The 16,595-nt window shown below is 74.2% G+C and carries 12 protein-coding genes and 1 pseudogene; 7 read left to right on the forward strand and 6 right to left on the reverse strand.

The genetic code is table 11. The features are described from left to right. Nucleotides 1–15: 15 nt before the first annotated feature. From OG906_RS29105 to OG906_RS29125, 5 genes are read right to left on the reverse strand one after another with little or no spacing between them, the layout of a single operon-like run. Complete coding sequence (locus OG906_RS29105) at nt 16–801, reverse strand: DUF1295 domain-containing protein (protein ID WP_329447001.1); 786 nt, start codon at nt 799–801, stop codon at nt 16–18. Next, nucleotides 798–2,006, reverse strand: coding sequence for a cyclopropane-fatty-acyl-phospholipid synthase family protein (locus tag OG906_RS29110; protein WP_329448167.1), 1,209 nt, complete (start codon nt 2,004–2,006; stop codon nt 798–800). The genes OG906_RS29105 and OG906_RS29110 overlap by 4 nt, the downstream gene beginning before the upstream one ends. Before the next feature lie 5 nt (nt 2,007–2,011). After that, nucleotides 2,012–2,746 (reverse strand): DUF1365 domain-containing protein, encoded by a 735-nt coding sequence (locus OG906_RS29115; protein WP_329447003.1) that lies wholly within the window; start codon nt 2,744–2,746, stop codon nt 2,012–2,014. Then, the gene (locus tag OG906_RS29120; RefSeq protein WP_329447004.1) at nt 2,743–4,029 is read right to left on the reverse strand and encodes an NAD(P)/FAD-dependent oxidoreductase; all 1,287 of its coding nucleotides are present in this window, start codon (nt 4,027–4,029) and stop codon (nt 2,743–2,745) included. The genes OG906_RS29115 and OG906_RS29120 overlap by 4 nt, the downstream gene beginning before the upstream one ends. Further along, nucleotides 4,026–6,116, reverse strand: coding sequence for an MMPL family transporter (locus OG906_RS29125; protein WP_329447005.1), 2,091 nt, complete (start codon nt 6,114–6,116; stop codon nt 4,026–4,028). The genes OG906_RS29120 and OG906_RS29125 overlap by 4 nt, the downstream gene beginning before the upstream one ends. A gap of 227 nt (nt 6,117–6,343) precedes the next feature. Between OG906_RS29125 and OG906_RS29130 the strand changes: the two genes are divergently transcribed. Genes OG906_RS29130 through OG906_RS29140 form a run of 3 tightly spaced genes read left to right on the forward strand, consistent with a single transcriptional unit; the run spans nt 6,344 to nt 10,482 of the window. Further along, the gene (locus OG906_RS29130; RefSeq protein WP_329447007.1) at nt 6,344–8,008 is read left to right on the forward strand and encodes an SDR family oxidoreductase; all 1,665 of its coding nucleotides are present in this window, start codon (nt 6,344–6,346) and stop codon (nt 8,006–8,008) included. Between the two features lie 17 nt (nt 8,009–8,025). Continuing rightward, nucleotides 8,026–9,399: a cryptochrome/photolyase family protein gene (locus tag OG906_RS29135; protein WP_329447009.1), complete on the forward strand. Its 1,374-nt coding sequence runs from the start codon at nt 8,026–8,028 to the stop codon at nt 9,397–9,399. A 36-nt stretch (nt 9,400–9,435) separates the two neighbouring features. After that, complete coding sequence (locus OG906_RS29140) at nt 9,436–10,482, forward strand: MerR family transcriptional regulator (protein WP_329447011.1); 1,047 nt, start codon at nt 9,436–9,438, stop codon at nt 10,480–10,482. 146 nt (nt 10,483–10,628) lie between these two features. Here the strand turns inward: OG906_RS29140 and OG906_RS29145 are convergent, their stop codons facing one another. Beyond that, a complete protein-coding gene (locus OG906_RS29145; RefSeq protein WP_329447013.1) occupies nt 10,629–11,312 on the reverse strand; it encodes an RNA polymerase sigma factor in 684 nt (227 codons plus the stop codon). Between the two features lie 230 nt (nt 11,313–11,542). Between OG906_RS29145 and OG906_RS29150 the strand changes: the two genes are divergently transcribed. The 4 genes and pseudogenes from OG906_RS29150 to OG906_RS29165 all read left to right on the forward strand — a co-directional run bounded on the left by OG906_RS29150 (nt 11,543) and on the right by OG906_RS29165 (nt 16,522). Then, nucleotides 11,543–12,136 (forward strand): histidine phosphatase family protein, encoded by a 594-nt coding sequence (locus tag OG906_RS29150; protein ID WP_267801064.1) that lies wholly within the window; start codon nt 11,543–11,545, stop codon nt 12,134–12,136. Between the two features lie 140 nt (nt 12,137–12,276). Beyond that, entirely contained in the window at nt 12,277–14,352 is a 2,076-nt protein-coding gene (locus tag OG906_RS29155; protein WP_329447015.1) for an AfsR/SARP family transcriptional regulator, read from the forward strand. A 99-nt stretch (nt 14,353–14,451) separates the two neighbouring features. Beyond that, nucleotides 14,452–15,693: pseudogene (locus OG906_RS29160) on the forward strand (IS701 family transposase); the annotation flags it as partial. Nucleotides 15,694–15,898: 205 nt separating this feature from the next. Next, entirely contained in the window at nt 15,899–16,522 is a 624-nt protein-coding gene (locus OG906_RS29165) for an NAD(P)H-dependent oxidoreductase (RefSeq protein WP_267801067.1), read from the forward strand. Nucleotides 16,523–16,595: the final 73 nt, after the last annotated feature.

A 16,595-nucleotide genomic window follows, 5' to 3' on the forward strand; every position in this document is an offset into this window, starting at 1 on the left:
CACGGGCTCGGACACTCACCCGGTACGGCGGGGCGGCCACGGCAGGAAGCCGCTGGTCCGGGCCCGGTAGGCGGCGTATCCCGGGCGGTCCGCCATATGGCGTTCCAGGAGGCGTTTGCCGCTGCCCGCGATCAGCAGGTACGACATCACGAGCGGGCCGATCACCGACACGGCGAACGCCGGCCAGGTCCCCCACGCGGTCAGCGACAGGCCCCACCACACGCAGAAGTCGCCGAAGTAGTTCGGGTGCCGGGTCCACGACCACAGTCCCCGGTCCATGATCCGGCCCCGGTTCGCCGGATCCGCCTTGAACCGGGCCAGCTGGTGGTCGCCGACCGCCTCGAAGGTGATCCCGCACAGCCACAGCACGGTGCCCGCCGCCATCGCGAGCGTCCCCGGGCCGCCGGTGGCGTACGGGCCCGCCTGGACCGGCAGGGAGACCAGCCACACCAGAGCCGCCTGCAACAGGTACACCATGCGCAGCGCGTACAGCTGCGGGTTGCCGGGAGCCTTGGCCAGCATCCGCGCGTACCGCGGGTCCTCCCCGTGCCCGCGGCCCCGCCACGCGATGTGCCCGGCGAGACGCAGCCCCCACAGGACCGTCAGGGCGGCCGTGAGCGGCTGCCCGCCGTCCGACATCCCGTACGTGGCCACCGCCACGGCGGCGAACGCCAGGCCCCAGGCCACGTCGACCACCCGGTGCATCCCGCGCCGGACGCCCACCGCGAAGGTGATCAGCAGCACGGCGAGCGCCACGCCCGCCGAGACCGCCAGGTTGACCCCGAAGGCTCCCCAGTTCACGACGTGCCGCCGTCCGGGGCCGTCAGCAGGATCTGGTGCACGTCCAGGTAGCCCGACGCGAAGCCGGCCTCGCAGTACGCCAGGTAGAACGTCCACATCCGGCGGAACGTCTCGTCGAAGCCCAGCGCCCCGACCCGCTCGGCCCGCTCCGCGAACCGCTCCCGCCACAGCCGCAGGGTCTGCGCGTAGTGCGCCCCGTAGCCCTCGCAGCGCTCCACCCGCAGGCGGGTGTGCCTCCGGGCCATGTCCTCCACCACCCGCACCGACGGCAGCATGCCGCCCGGGAAGATGTACTTGTGGATCCAGGTGTACGTGTCCTTCGTGGCCAGCATCCGCTCGTGCGGCATGGTGATCGCCTGGAGCGCCACCCGCGCGCCCGGGGCCGCCAGCCGGTCCAGCGCGGCGAAGTAGACCGGCCAGTACTCCGCGCCGACCGCCTCGATCATCTCCACGCTGACGATCGCGTCGTAACGGCCGGTCGCCTCACGGTAGTCACACAGCCGCACGTCGACCCGGTGCGTCAGTCCGGCCTCCGCGATCCGTTTCATCGCCAACTCCCGCTGCTCCCGGGAGAGGGTGAGCGTCACCACGCGGGCGCCGCGCGCGGCAGCCCGGATCGCGAGTTCGCCCCAGCCGGTGCCGATCTCCAGCAGCCGGGTGTCCGGGCCGACGGCCGCCATGTCCAACAGCATGTCGATCTTGCGGCGTTGGGCGTCGGCCAACTGCCCGGAACCGGCGGGCAGGGCGCGGAACACGGCGGACGAGTAGGTCATCGTCGGGTCGAGGAACTCGGCGAACAGCTCGTTCGACAGGTCGTAGTGCCGCCGGATGTTGGTGCGGGAGCCGTGCGGGGTGTTGCGGTCGGTGTCCGGGTGCCGGGCCGCCCACAGGCCCCGCAGCCGCTGCAACGGCGCCGGGACCAGCCCCGCCACGTGCCCCGCCATCACGGTCAGCACCGCGACCGGATCGCGGGCGTCCCACTCCCCGGCGAGGTAGGACTCGCCGAAACCGATCAGGCCCTCCGCGGTGATCCGCCGCTCGAAGGCGGCCGGGTCGTACACCGCCATCGCCGGACCGCCCCGGCCGAGGAGTTCGCCGGGTCCCATCCGGACCTGGAGCGGCAGCCGGTCGAGGGCCCGCCGGATCAGCAGCCGCCCCACGGCCGCCCGCGTCCGGGGCAGCTTCGGCACCGCCGGGAGCGTCATCGTGCTCACTTCACACCCTCCTGGGGTACGTGTCGGGGGCGCGGCCGCACCGGCAGACCGCGCAGCCACAGCCGGATGCCGTGGAAGCGGATGCCCACCGCCACCGCGGCGGTGGACCAGGGGTGGCGCAGCGACGCCCGTACGGCGCCCCACGCGCCGGCGGGCCGGCGCTCCCCCCGCACGGTCGCCGTCAGTCGGGCGCCGTCGGCCCCGCCGGACAGCTGCACCATCAGCGCCAGCCGGTCGTCCGGTTCGGGCAGCCGCATCCGGTAGCCGCCGTCCACGTCGAGGAACGGGGAGACGTAGAACTCCTTCTCCGCCCGGGCCGTGCCCCGCGCGGCCTCCGGACCGAGCAGGTAGCAGTGCCGCTCCCCGTACGTGTTGTGCACCTCGGCGACCACGTGGCGCAGCTCCCCGTCGGGGCCGTGGCACCAGTACACCGAGATCGGGTTGAACACGTATCCGAACACGCGGGCGTGCGCGAGCATCGACACCCGTGAACCGGCGGGCAGCGCCGCGTCCTTCGAGACCAGGAAGCGATCGAGCCCGGCCCGGATCGTCGGCAGCCCGCCGCCGAAGTGGTCCCGCGCGTCGAAGCGGGCCAGGTGCCGCAACGGGCCCGGCAGCCGGGGGAGTTCGTCGAGGTCCACCAGCCACAGGTGCGAGCGGTGGCGCAGGCCGTACGAGCGCTCGCCGGCCCGCACGTGTCGTATGTCGGCCTCGTACAGGCGGGGTTTCACCAGCTCACCCCCAGCGCCGCCGCCGCCTCCACGCCCGAGCGGCAGCCGTCCTCGTGGAACCCCCACCCGTGGTACGCGCCGGCGTAGGCCGTCACCGGACCCGACAGCGCCGGCAACAGACGCTGCGCGGCCACCGACTCCGGCGTGTAGACCGGGTGTTCGTAGTCCATCTCGGCCAGGACCAGGTCCGGGCGGACCCGGTCGTCGGCGTTGAGCGTCACCACGTACGGCTCCGGCGCGTCCAGGCCCTGGAGCCGGTTCATGTCGTAGCTGACCCGTACGTGACCGTCCTGGGGACGGCAGCCGGACAGCCGGTAGTTCCAGCAGCCGCGGGCCCCGGCCGCCCGCGGCAGCACCGAGGCGTCGGTGTGCAGCACGGTCCGGTTGCGGGAGTAGCCGAACGCGCCCAGCGCCTCGCGTTCGGCGTCCGAGGGGTCGGCCAGCAGGCGCAGCGCCTGATCGGCGTGGACGGCGACGACCACCGAGTCGTACCCCGTCGAGGTCCCGTCCGCGGTGGTGATCCGGACGCCCTCCGCGGTGCGCTCCACGGCGCGTACGGGGGTGCCCACCCGGACCGCCCCGGTACCGAGCCGCTCCCGCACCAGCTCCACGTAGCGGGCCGAACCCCCTTCGACCGTACGCCAGTTCGGTGAGCCGCCCACCGACAGCAGCCCGTGATGGGCGAGGAAGCGGAACAGGTACCGGGCCGGGTAGCGCAGCGCGGTGTCCGGCGGGCAGGACCACACCGATGCCACCAGCGGGATCGCGAAGTGCCCGGTGAAGTACGCGCCGAACCGGCCCTGTCGCAGGAACCGGGCCAGCGTGATCTCGGGTCCGACCGACGGGGTCGCCAGCAGCCGCCGGGCCTGCCGGTGGAAGGCCGGCACCTGGGCCAGCATCCGCAGGTACGCCAGGTTCGCGGCGGCCCGCGGCTGCGCGAACAGCCCGCGCGGACCGCGCGCCCCCGCGTACTCCAGCCCACAACCCTCGCAGTGCACCGACAGGCTCATCGTCGTCGGTCGGGTGGCCACCCCCAACTCACCGAAGAGGCGCAGCAGATGCGGGTAGGTGCGGTCGTTGTGCACGATGAACCCGGAGTCCACCGACCGGATCTCGCCGTCCGTCCCCTTCAGTTCATGGGTGTGGGCGTGCCCGCCCAGCCGGTCGTCGGCCTCGTACAGGGTCACCTCGTGGGAGCGCGCCAGCACGTACGCCGCCGTCAGCCCCGAGACACCCCCGCCGACCACGGCCGTACGCGGTCGTGATCGTCCTCGCTCGTTCATCGTGTTGCCTCCTTGACCGGTACTTCGGAGCCGGAGGGGTGCTCGGATGTGTCCCCGGGCGAACCGGGCCACCACGATTTCGGTCCGATGTCCCTGACCAGGGCCGGAACCAGCAGCGAACGCACGACGAGGGTGTCCAGCAGGACGCCGAAGGCCACGATGAACGCGATCTGCGCCAGGAAGGCGAGCGGGATCACCCCCAGCGCGGCGAAGGTCGCCGCGAGGACCACGCCCGCCGAGGTGATCACCCCGCCGGTGGAGGTCAGACCGCGCCGGATGCCCTCGCGGTGACCATGCGCCACGGTCTCCTCGCGGACCCGGGACATCAGGAAGATGTTGTAGTCCACGCCCAGCGCGACCAGGAAGACGAACCCGTACAACGGGACCGAGGCGTCCGTCCCGGTGAACCCGAACACGCCCCGGAAGACGAGGGCGGACACGCCGAGCGTGGCGAGGAAGTTCAGCGCGACCGTCGCCACCAACAGCACGGGCATCACCAGCGAGCGCAGCAACCCCGCCAGGATCACCAGGATGATCCCGAGCACCACCGGCACGATCAGGGCGCGGTCGTGGGCCGCCGTCCGCTGGGTGTCGTACTGCTGGGCCGTGTACCCGCCGACCAGCGCGTCCGCGCCCGGAACCGCGTGCACGGCGGTCCGCAACCGGCCCACCGTCTCCTTGGCCGCGTCGCTGTCGGCCGCGTCGTCCAGCGTCGCGTCGATCCGGACCCGGCCGCCGGGCCCGGGGGCGCCCACCCGCGCCGCGTCGGCGACGCCCTCGGTGGCCCGCGCGGCCGCCGCCACCTCGGTGGCCCGGTCGGCGTCCGCGATCACCACGGCGGGGTTGCCCGCGCCGCCCGGGAAGTGCCGCCCCAGCGTGGCCTGCGCCGACACCGACGGGGCGTCGTTCACGAAGATCTCGTCGAGCGGCACCCCCTTGGAGACCAGCATCGGGGAGAAGGCCGCGCAGGCCAGCAGCCCGGCCAGGGTCACGGCCCACACCCGGCGCGGCGCCCGGTCCACCAGCGCCGCCACCCGGGTCCAGACGGGATGCGCGGCGTCGGAGGCCTTCGGGCGGGCCGGCCAGTAGGCGGCCCGCCCCGACAGGACCAGCGCGGCGGGCAGGAACGTCAACGCGGCGAGCACCGCGCAGCCGATGCCGATCGCCCCCACCGGACCCAACGCCCGGTTGTTGGTCAGGTCGCTCAGCAGGAGCGCCAACAGGCCCAGCGCGACGGTGGCCGCGCTCGCGACGACCGGCCCCAGCGTGCGCCGCCACGCGGCCCGCATCGCCACGAAGCGGTCGGGCTCCGCCGCGAGTTCCTCCCGGAACCGGGCCGTCAGCAGCAGCGCGTAGTCCGTCGCGGCCCCGATGACCAGGATCGACAGGATGCCCTGCACCTGACCGTCCACCCGGACCAGCCCGCGATCGGCCAGCGCGTACACGATCGCGCAGGCCAGACCGAGGGCGAGCACCGCGCCGAAGACCACGATCAGGGGCAGCAACACACTGCGGTAGACGACGAGCAGGATCACCAGGACCGTCGCCAGCGCCACCCCCAGCAGCAGCCCGTCGATGCCCGCGAAGGCGTCCCCGAGATCCGCCTGGGTCGCGGCCGGACCGGCGATCGACACCGTGGTGCCCGGCACCTTCCCGGCCGCCCCGCGCACCCGGTCCAGTACGTCCGTCAATCCGTCGCCGAGGTCCGGCCGCAGCGGCACGACACCCCGCAGGGCCTGCCCGTCCCGCGAGGGAACCGCCGGGGAGGGCGGGCCGGCGAGCCCCTCGCCCCCGGTCAGCGAGGCCAGCGCGGCGCTCGCGGCGCCCTGGCCGGCGGGGGTGATCCGCCCGCCGTCCGATGCGGTCCACACCACGATCGCGGGTAGCGACTCGGCCTGCCGCAGGGCCCGCTGCGCCTCCACCACCCGGGTGGACTCGGCGCTGCGCGGCAGGAACGCGGCCTGGTCGTTGGTGGCGACCTCGCCGAGCTTGCCCGCGTACGGGCCGAGCACCCCGCCGACGGCGAGCCAGCCGAGCAACAACAGGATCGGAATCACCAGGCGGGTGATCCGCGGTGACGGGCGCATGGCACTCCCGGACAAGAGGTCAGTCTGTGCTGAGGTGGTGGACGGGCCTTCTGGATCACCTTTCGGCCGGGACACGTCATCCGGATGCGCCGATCGGGCGGTCGGCGCATCCGATCGCGGCGACCGGGCCGAATCCCCAGTGAGGTCACGCCCACGAGATCTCCCGGCATCCCACGAGATCTTCCGTACGAGGTCCCGACCGGGACCACCAGGAGCGGAGACACGTCATGACAAGCCTGCGATGTCTGGTCACCGGGGCCACCGGCTACATCGGCGGCCGGCTGGTGCCCGAGCTCCTCGACGCCGGCCACCAGGTCCGTTGCCTCGCCCGCTCCCCGGAGAAACTGCGCGACCACCCCTGGGCCGGCCGGGCCGAGGTGGTGCGCGGAGACGTCGTCGACCCGCGCTCGGTGGGGGAGGCCCTGCGCGACATCGACGTGGCCTACTACCTCGTCCACTCCCTCGGCACCGGCTCCGGCTTCGAGGACCGGGACCGCGCCGCCGCCCGGATCTTCGCCGAGCAGGCCCACGCGGCAGGGGTCCGGCGGATCGTCTACCTGGGCGGGCTCACCCCCACCGGGGTCCCGGTCCGGGAACTCTCCACGCACCTGCGCTCCCGCGCCGAGGTCGGGGAGATCTTCCTGGCCTCCGCCGTCCCGGCCACCGTGCTGCGCGCCGCCGTCATCATCGGATCCGGCTCGGCTTCCTTCGAGATGCTGCGCTACCTCACCGAGCGGCTGCCCGTCATGGTCACCCCGAGCTGGGTCGGCACCCGCTGCCAGCCCATCGCCGTCCGTGACGTCCTGCGCTACCTCGTCGGCAGCGCCACGATGCCGCCCGAGGTCAGCCGGACCTTCGACATCGGCGGGCCGGACGTGGTCACGTACGAGGAGATGATGCGCCGCTACGCCTCCGTGGCGGAGCTCCCCAAACGGCTCATCCTGCGCGTCCCGATGCTCACCCCGCGACTGTCCAGCCACTGGATCGGGCTGGTCACCCCGGTGCCGCGACGCCTCGCCCGACCGCTCGCCGAATCGCTGCGCCACGAGGTGGTGTGCGAGGAGCACGACATCGCCGAGTACGTCACCGACCCGCCGGGGACGCCGTTCGGCTTCGACCAGGCCCTCGCCCTGGCCCTCCAGCGCGTGCGCGACGCCAACGTGGTCACCCGCTGGTCCTCCGCCTCCCTCCCCGGCGCCCCCAGCGACCCGCTGCCCACCGACCCCGACTGGGCCGGCGGCAGCCTGTACGAGGACAACCGGGGACTGGACGTGGACGCCTCGCCGGCCGCGCTGTGGCGGGTGGTGGAGGGCATCGGCGGGGAGAACGGCTGGTACTCCTTCCCGCTGGCCTGGGCGGTGCGCGGCTGGCTCGATCGGCTCGTCGGCGGAGTCGGCATCCGGCGCGGCCGGCGCGACGCGTCCCATCTGCGGGTGGGCGACTCGCTCGACTTCTGGCGGGTGGAGGAGATCGAACCGGGCCGGCTGCTCCGGTTGCGCGCCGAGATGCGGCTGCCGGGGCTGGCCTGGTTGGAACTGCGCGCGGACCCCGACCCGGACACCCCCGAGGGACCCGCCGCGGCTACCGGGTCCGACACCGACCGGGAGCCGGGACGGACGGCCACGGCGACCGCGACGACCGGGACCGCGACGGGGGCGCGTTCCCGCTACCGGCAACGCGCTCTGTTCCACCCCCACGGACTGCTCGGGCACATGTACTGGTGGAGCGTCTCCCCCTTCCACGCCGTGGTCTTCGGCGGCATGGCGCGCAACATCGCCCGGGCCGCCGAGCGGCAGGCCCCCACCCCGGCCGGACGACCGGCGGACGCGAACGCATCCGATCCGGCCCGAGCCGCCGAAGCACCCCACGACAACCGTCCCCCACGAACCTGACGCGGAGACGAGAACCCATGAACGTCGCGGTGGTCCTCTACACCTCGGACCTGCGCCTGCACGACCACCCCCCGCTGCGCGCGGCCATGTCCTCCTGCGACCGGGTCGTGCCGCTCTTCGTCCGCGACCGGGCCATCGAGGCGGCCGGTTTCACCGCGCCCAACCGGTCGGCCTTCCTCGCCGACTCCCTCGCCGCGCTGGACGCCGGACTGCGCGAACGCGGCGGGCGCCTGGTGGTGCGCTCCGGCGAGGTCGTCGACCGGGTGTGCGCCGTCGTACGGGAGGCGGACGCCGACGAGGTCCACATGGCCGCCGGGGTCAGCGCGTACGCCCACGCCCGCGAGGAACGGCTGCGCGCCGCCCTGGAGGCCGAGGGCCGGCGGCTGTACGTCCACGACGCGGTGATCACGGCGGTCGCCCCGGGAGCCGTGCGGCCCGCCGGCGGCGACCACTTCGCCGTCTTCACCCCCTACCTGCGCCGCTGGGCCGAACTGCCGCCGCGACCGCCGGCCCCGGCCCCCCGCACCGTCCGGGTTCCCGACGACGTCGACTCCGAGGCGCTGCCCGAGCGCACCGCCGTCACCGGGACCTCCCGGGGCCTCGCGCGCGGCGGCGAGCGCGAGGCCCGGCGGCTGTTCTCCGGCTGGCTGAACGACGGCATCGCCCGCTACGAGGACACCCACGACGACCTCGCCGGCGACGCCACCTCCCGGCTCTCCCCCCACCTGCACTTCGGCACGCTCTCGCCCGTCGAGGCCGTCCAACGCTCCCGCGCCGTCGGCGGGCCGGGCGCCGAGGCCTTCGTCCGGCAACTGTGCTGGCGCGACTTCCACCACCAGGTGCTGGCCGCCCGCCCCGCCGCGGCCGCCGAGGACTACCGCGCCCGCCGGGACCACTGGCGCACCGGCGCCGCCGCCGAGGAGGAGATCCAGGCCTGGAAGGAAGGCCGCACCGGCTATCCGGTGGTCGACGCGGCCATGCGCCAGCTCGCCCACGAGGGCTGGATGCACAACCGCGGCCGGCTCGTGGCCGCCAGCTTCCTCGCCAAGACCCTGTACGTGGACTGGCGGACCGGCGCCCGACACTTCCTCGACCTCCTCGTGGACGGGGACCTCGCCAACAACCAGCTCAACTGGCAGTGGGTGGCCGGCACGGGCACCGACACCCGACCCAACCGCGTCCTGAACCCGGTCCGCCAAGGCCTGCGCTACGACCCCGACGGCGCCTACGTGCACCGCTGGGTCCCCGAGCTCGCCGACCTGCCCGCCCCCCGGGTCCACGAACCCTGGCGGCTGCCCGCCCCCGAACGGGCGCGCTTCGACTACCCGGACCCGCTGGTGGAGCTCTCGGACGCGCTCGGACGCTTCCGGGAAGGGCGCGGAATCGAATGACGGCCGACCCCCATGACCTCGTCGTATCGTGAACGGGTGGACCCCGTGCCGCCCCACCCGCCCCACGAGAACCCCCCGGAACTGCCCGCGGCGGCGCTGAGCACCGGCGCCGTGGCCCGGCGCCTCGGGGTGTCACCCACCACCCTGCGGTCCTGGGAACGCCGGTACGCCATCGGCCCCGCCACCCGCGAGGACGGCAGGCACCGCCGCTGGACCGCGCAGGACATCGCCCGCCTGGAACTGATGTGCCGGCTGACCGCCCAGGGGGTACCGCCCTCCGAGGCCGCCCGGGCCGCCGTCGGCGCGAGGTCCGCCGGCGGCGCCGCCCCGGAGCCGGCAGCCGTCCCCGAATCGGCGGCGGCGCCCGGCGGCCCCAACGCGCTCCCGCTCGGCGAGGTCCGCCCCGAGTGCAGGGGGCTCGCCCGGGCCGCCGTACGACTCGACGCCCCGGCGGTGGAACACCTGCTGGAATCCGCCGTCGCGGAACACGGCCTGGTCACCGCATGGGAGGAGATCATCGCGCCGACCCTGCACGCGGTGGGCCGCAAGTGGGCCTCGGCCGGGGAACGTTACGTGGAGGTCGAGCACCTGCTCTCCTGGCAGGTCTCGTGCGCGCTGCGCCGGGTACGACCCGCGGCGGAGCAACTGCGCTCCTCACCCGTGCTGTTGGCCTGCGCGCCGGGGGAGCAGCACACCCTGCCGATGGAGGCGCTGGCCGCCGTGCTCGGTGAACGGGGCCTGCCGGTGAGGATGTTCGGCGCCGCCCTGCCCGCCGAGGCCCTCCACGAGGCGGTCCGGCGCACGGGCCCGCGCGCGGCCGTCCTGTGGTCCCAATCCAGGAGCACCGCCGACCGGGCCCTGGTGCGTTCGGTCGCCGCCATCGAATGGGGGCTGCGCGGCGCGCGCGGACACTCGGCGCTGCTGCTCGCCGGACCCGGCTGGGGCACGGGATCCCCGGACCCGCGCACCGAGCGGCTGTTCGGCCTGCGCTCGGGCCTCACCGTCATCGAGAACGCCGTGCGCTCCGCGGACCACGCCGAACCGGCCGCGAGGACGGGCCCGACGACCGGGACACGGGCGTAGACCCCGCCCGGTCCTCCCGGTCCCGCCGCCGCGGAGCCGCGCCGCCGGCGCCGGTCGAAGCCCCGCCCGGGCACCGACCGGGCACCGATCGGACTCCCCCTCCGCCGCCGCGCCGCGCCACGCATCCGCGCCGTCGGCGCGGCCCGTCACCTGGCCGCGGTCTCCGGCGTGCGGGGCGACAGGGCCGGCGCCACCGACGCGCGCAGGACGCCCAGGGCCCGCCGCATGTGGCTCTTGACCGTGCCCAGCGGCAGCCCCGTGCGATCCGCGATCTGGCTCTGGGTCAGGTCCCCGTAGAAGGCGAGCCGCATGACGTGCTGCTGCGCCGCCGGCAGCCGGGCCAGCTCCCCGAGGATCAACACCCGGTCCACGACCTGCTCCGGCTCCGGTCGGTCACAGGCCGCAGGCCACCGGGCGAACTCGTGGAAGGCGCGGGTGGCGGCCGCGACCGCCCGGGCCCGCCGGGTCCGGGCCTCCAGGGCGTCGGCCACCTTGTGGCGGGTGATCCCGGTCAGCCAGGCCCCGAGCCCGCCGGGGCCCGGGCGGTAGCCGCCGCGGCCGCGCCAGGCGGCCAGGAACACCTGCTGGGTCACGTCCTCGGCCTCGCGTTCGTCGCCGAGCGAGCGGCGCGCCAGGGAGTGCACCAGCGGCCGCCACCGGCGGTACGCGGCCTCCATGGAGCGCTCGTCACCCGCCGCGAAACCGGCCGCGATGCGCGCCTCGTCCGGCGCCTCGTCCTCGTACGCCAGGGTGCCCGGCGCGCCCGATGCGGGGCGCGCGCGCGTCCGCCGGTCGTGCCGGCACGTCTGGTCGTCCATCCGGTCGTCCATGCCCCGAGCCTCGCGAGCGGAGGAGTCCCCGACCAACTCGCACCGTTTCCGCATCGAATTCCGCGCGGCCGACCCAAGCCCCGATCGGCGCCCGATGCAAGCACCGATCCAGGCCCCGATCGGCGCCCGCTCGGCGCCCCCGAAACGTGCTCCCATCCATGACGCCCGACAGTGACACGCCTGCCCGGCGACTTCGGCGGCGACATGCCGGAGCGACTATCGTCCGGAGGATGAGTGACCTGATGCTGGTGAGGCACGGTGAGACGGCGTGGAGCGCCAACGGGAAGCACACCGGGCTGACGGACATCCCGCTGACCGCGCGCGGGGTCGAGGAGGCCATCTCCCTGGCCCCGTTCTTCCTGGACCGGCAGCCCGCCCTGGTGCTGACCAGCCCGCTGCGCCGGGCGGTGGCCACGGCCCAGCTCGCCGGGCTGAGCGACGGCGTCACCGACCCCGACCTGCACGAATGGGACTACGGCGGCTACGAGGGCGTGACCACGGCGGAGATCCGAAAGACCCGCCCGAACTGGTCGCTGTGGACCGACGGGGTGCCGCCCGGGGACGCCGGGCATCCCGGTGAGCAGGCCGAACAGGTCGGGGCCCGCGCGGACCGCGCGCTGGCCCGGATCGCCGAGGTGCTGCGGGAGGACCGCGGTGACGTGGTGGTGGTCGCCCACGGCCACTTCCTGCGGGTGCTGACGGCCCGCTACCTCGGGCTGCCCCCCGCCGAGGGGCGGCTGTTCCTGCTGCGCACCGGGACGGTCAGCCTCCTGTCGACCGAGCACGAACTCCCGGTCATCGCGGGCTGGAACACCAGGCCCTGACCCTCCCCGACCTCCCCTGCCGCCCGCCGCGGACCGGCAGGACGACGAGTGACCGGCCATAAACCGCCGTGGGCCACTGTTCTCGCATCGCAGTCGCAGTCGCAGGCCGGCAGGGCACACCGTCCGGAGAGGAGCCGTCCATGGAGACCACCGCGGTGCTCCAGCGGGACCCCGCCGCACCCGGGGGCCCCGCCTTGCGGATCGGGGTCCTCGGACCGCTCGACGTGCGTCTCGACGGCGAATCCCGCACCCCCACCGCGCCCCAGGTCCGGCGGGTCCTGGCCGTGCTCCTGCTGCGCGCGGGACGGCCCGTGCCGCTCGCCGCCCTCATCGAGGAACTGTGGGAGATCGACCCGCCGCGACTCGCCCGCAAGACGGTCCAGACGTACGTGTACCAGTTGCGCCGCGCCCTGGCCCGGCGGCCGGTCCCCGCGCACGGCCCCGCTCCCGTACCGCACTCCTCCGACCGGCTGGAGACCCGTACGAACGGCTACCTGCTGCGGCTGCGCCCGGAGGAGGTGGACCTCTGGGACTTCGAACGCCGGATCGGGCTGGCCCGCGTCGACCTGGACGCCGGCAACGCCCGCGAGGCCGCCGGCGCACTGCGGGCCGCCCTCGCCCTGTGGCGCGGGGACGCCTTCGCCGACGTGCCCGCCGGCCCCGAACTCGCCTCCCGGATCAGCCGGATCGAGGCCACCCGGATCAGCGCGCTGGAGATGAGGGTCCAGGCGGACCTCCAACTCGGCCTCCACGGATCGCTGCTCGACGAACTGCGCCGGCTCACCGCCGAACACCCGCTGAACGAGAGGTTCGCCGCCGACCTCGTCCTCGCCGCACACCGCTCCGGCCAACGCGCCACCGCCCTGGACGCGTTCACCCGGCTGCGCCGCAACCTCGTCCGGGAACTGGGCATCGAACCCTCCGACTGGGTCCGCAAACTCCAGCAGGAGGTACTGAGCGCCGACCCGCGCCTCGGCGCGCCCACCCCCGCGCACCTGCTCGTGCCCGGCCGGCCCGCCCGGGACCCCGCCACGGCGACGCCGGCGGCCCTCCCCAGGCTGACACAACTCCCCCCCGACACCCCGGATTTCATCGGACGTCGCCGCGAACTCGACCGGCTGCTCGCCCTGGCCGCCCCCGAGGAGGAACCCGAACGGCGCGCCGCGCCCCGGATCGTCACCGTCCTCGGCGGCATCGGCACCGGCAAGAGCGTGCTGGCCGTCCGGGCCGCCCACCTGCTCAGCGGCCGCTTCCCCGACGGCCAGTTGTACGCCCGGCTGCACAGCGACCGGGAGACGCCGATCAGCCCCACGCTGATCCTGCGCTCCTTCCTGCGGGACCTGCACCTCGACTCCGTGCCCACCTCGGACGGGGACCCCGCCGGATGGGCCGAGGACGAGCTGGCCCGCAGGTTCCGCGACCACACCGCGGGCCGGGCGCTGCTCCTGCTGCTGGAGGACGCCGCGTCCGCCCGGCAGATCCTGCCGCTGCTCCCCGGCGGCAGCCGCAGCACCGTCATCACCACCTCCCGGGTCCGGCTGCCCGGGCTGCCGGGCGCCGCGCACCTGACGCTCGGGCCGATGAGCACCGAGGACGGCGCCGCACTCTTCGCCGCGGCCGCCGGCCCCGCGGCCTGGCCCCCGGGCGACCACCCGGCGGCCCGGGGGATCGTCCGGCTGATGGGCCACGTCCCCCTGGGGATCAGGGCGATGGGGGAGACCCTGGCGGCCCGCCCCATGTGGTCCACGGCCGATTTCGCCGAACGGCTGGCCAACGAACGCCAACGCCGGGTAGAACTGCGCTCGGGGACCTGGGACGTACTGGCCCGGGTCGAACAGTCCTGCGCCCGGCTGCCCCACCCGGCGGGCCGGGCGCTCACCGTACTCAGCCGTTCCGCCCCCGGGGCCTTCGTGGTCCGGGACGCCGCGCAACTCCTCGGGGTGGCCACGAGCACCGCCGAACAGCTCCTGGGCACCCTGCTCGACCACCACGCCGTCGAACTGTCCGGCCGGATCCCCACGGGAACCCGGGAGATGTCGGTGCCGTCGTTCCGGATACCGGAACTGATCCGACTCGCCCTCACCGGAGACCCGGACGCCGATCCGGAACCGCGGTCCCCGACCACCCCGGGCCGGCCGGCGGCGTACGCCACGATCCGCGCGGGCACGGAGGCGGGGCTTCCCGATCCTTTGCCCCCGCTTGGTCGCCCCGCGTGAAGCTGCGTCTCCGTGGCGGCATGTGCTCAGCACAGCCGCCGCTCGGCAGACACATGCAGGCAGCTGGCCGGGCAACGCCCGGTCGGAGGGGAGACTTCCATGAGGAGCACGATCCTGCGGAGCGGCAGCACGGTCCGGAAGCAGCCGACGGGCGATCAGCACGCCGAATGCATCGCACACGAAGGAACGCGGCGCCCCGGTGACGAGGAATCGGTGGTCTTCGAGTTGTGCTCGGGACTCTTCGCGTCCATGCCGCGGAGCGACCAGCGGATGAAGGCCATCCACTACGTGCGGGGCCTGTTGGGCGCCGAAGGCCGCAAGTCGATCCGCAACATCGCGACGCTGCTCGGAGGGGACGCCGCCGAGCAGAGCCTCCACCACTTCATCTCCAGCTCGACCTGGGACTGGACCCCCGTCCGGAGGGCCCTGGCCCAGCACATCGAACGGGTGTCGCCACCGCAGGCGTACGTGGTCCACCCCATGATCATCCCGAAGGCCGGCGAGACCTCCGTGGGCGTCGAGCGGCGCTTCGTGCCGGAACTGGGTCAGGTCATCAACGCCCAACAGGCCGTGGGCGTCTGGGCCGCCGCCCACGACTGGAGCTCGCCCCTGCACTGGCGGCTCCACCTCACCCACCGCTGGTTGGAGGACGAGAACCGGCGCAGCCAGGCCGCCATCCCCGAGACCACCGTGCAGGAGAGCCTCGCCCAGTGCTCGGTCGAGGCCTATCTGGCGATGATCAGGGACTCCGGTCTCCCGGTCCGCCCCCTGGTGATGGACGCGCGCAACGCCGACGTCCTGAGCACCGTCCACCGACTGCGGGCCGCCGGCACGCCCTGGCTGCTGCGGGTGGACCCCTCCGTACGCCTCACCGTGCTGGAACCCACCTTCCCCCGCCGCGGCGCCAGCATGACGACCCAACAGATCATGTCCACGGCCTGGCACATGCGTCAGCTGGAGCCCCGCCGGGCACCCGGACCGGAGACACCGCTCCGCGGCGTCCGGCGGCCGGGCTCGCTCGTCGCCGTCAGCGCCACCCTGACCGCCGACACCCGACGCCCCGGCGGCCGCCCCGGCGTGGCCGAGGAACTGCTGCTCCTCGGGATCTCTGACGGCGGCCAACTCCCGGCCGAACTGTGGCTCACCGACCTGACGGGGGTGCGACCGGTGGAGTTGACCCAGTTGATCCGGCTCACCCACCGGGTCGACCGGGACCTCGCCGAGGTGGCCGACCAGGTCGGCATCCGGGACTTCTCCGGCCGCTCCTTCAACGGCTGGCACCGGCACGCCACCCTCGCCTCGGCCGCGCACGCCATCGCCCTGCTCAGCGGCCGGCCCAACACCCGGCGGGCCGCGGCGGAGGTGACGGACCTGACCGATCCGGCGCGCCGCGAACGGCACGGTCGGGGCTACCTGACGGACCTGGGAGGGCGACCTGACCTAGCGAGCTGAGCAGTTGACGGATAGCCCGGACGACCATTGGCCGTGGCCGCCGGGTCCCACAGGATCGGGACATTCCAACCGATCGAACCGAGGGACCCCGGACATGACCAAGGTCGCCGTCATCTACTACTCCTCCCAGGGAAACGTCCACCAGCTCGCCGTGGCCGCCGCGGCCGCCGCCGAGAAGGCGGGCGCGGAGGTGCGGTTGCGCAGGACCGCCGAACTCACCACCGAAACGGTCGTGCCCGGCAACGACACCTGGAACGCGGCATGGGAGGAGCACCTCGCCGCCGTCGCGGACATCCCCGAGGCCACGCTCGACGACCTCGAATGGGCCGACGCGGTGCTGTGGGGGACCCCGGGCCGCTACGGTCTGCCCGCCGCCTCGCTCAAACAGTTCATCGACCAGACCCTTCCCCTGCACTCCAAGCGCGGACTCCTGAACAAGGTGATGTCCTCGTTCACGTCCACCGCGACCCTGCACGGCGGCCAGGAGAGCACCCTCCTGGCACTCAACAACGCCTTCTACCACTGGGGCGCGATCATCGTGCCGCCCGGTGTGGCCGACCCGATCCAGCTGGCCCCGACCAACGGCAACCCGTACGGAGTGAGCAGCGTCTCGCGCAACGAGGCGGGCAACGTCACCGAGGACAACCTCGCCGCCATCGAGTACCAGGCCCGCCGCACCGTCGAGATCACCGCCGCGCTCCGCAAGGGCCTCGCCTAGGCCCTGCCGTCGGGGGGTCCGTCCGCCGCCACTTCGACGACAGGACCCAGGCCCTGCCGTCGGGGGTCCGCCC

It is taken from the genome of Streptomyces sp. NBC_01426 (assembly GCF_036231985.1).
Lineage (GTDB): Bacteria > Actinomycetota > Actinomycetes > Streptomycetales > Streptomycetaceae > Streptomyces.

Coding starts and splice junctions, on each gene's coding strand:
- OG906_RS29110 (WP_329448167.1), bottom strand. CDS start 2,006: ATGACGCTCCCGGCGGTGCCGAAGCTGCCCCGGACGCGGGCGGCCGTG.
- OG906_RS29120 (WP_329447004.1), bottom strand. CDS start 4,029: ATGAACGAGCGAGGACGATCACGACCGCGTACGGCCGTGGTCGGCGGG.
- OG906_RS29125 (WP_329447005.1), bottom strand. CDS start 6,116: ATGCGCCCGTCACCGCGGATCACCCGCCTGGTGATTCCGATCCTGTTG.
- OG906_RS29130 (WP_329447007.1), top strand. CDS start 6,344: ATGACAAGCCTGCGATGTCTGGTCACCGGGGCCACCGGCTACATCGGC.
- OG906_RS29135 (WP_329447009.1), top strand. CDS start 8,026: ATGAACGTCGCGGTGGTCCTCTACACCTCGGACCTGCGCCTGCACGAC.
- OG906_RS29145 (WP_329447013.1), bottom strand. CDS start 11,312: ATGGACGACCGGATGGACGACCAGACGTGCCGGCACGACCGGCGGACG.
- OG906_RS29150 (WP_267801064.1), top strand. CDS start 11,543: ATGAGTGACCTGATGCTGGTGAGGCACGGTGAGACGGCGTGGAGCGCC.
- OG906_RS29155 (WP_329447015.1), top strand. CDS start 12,277: ATGGAGACCACCGCGGTGCTCCAGCGGGACCCCGCCGCACCCGGGGGC.
- OG906_RS29165 (WP_267801067.1), top strand. CDS start 15,899: ATGACCAAGGTCGCCGTCATCTACTACTCCTCCCAGGGAAACGTCCAC.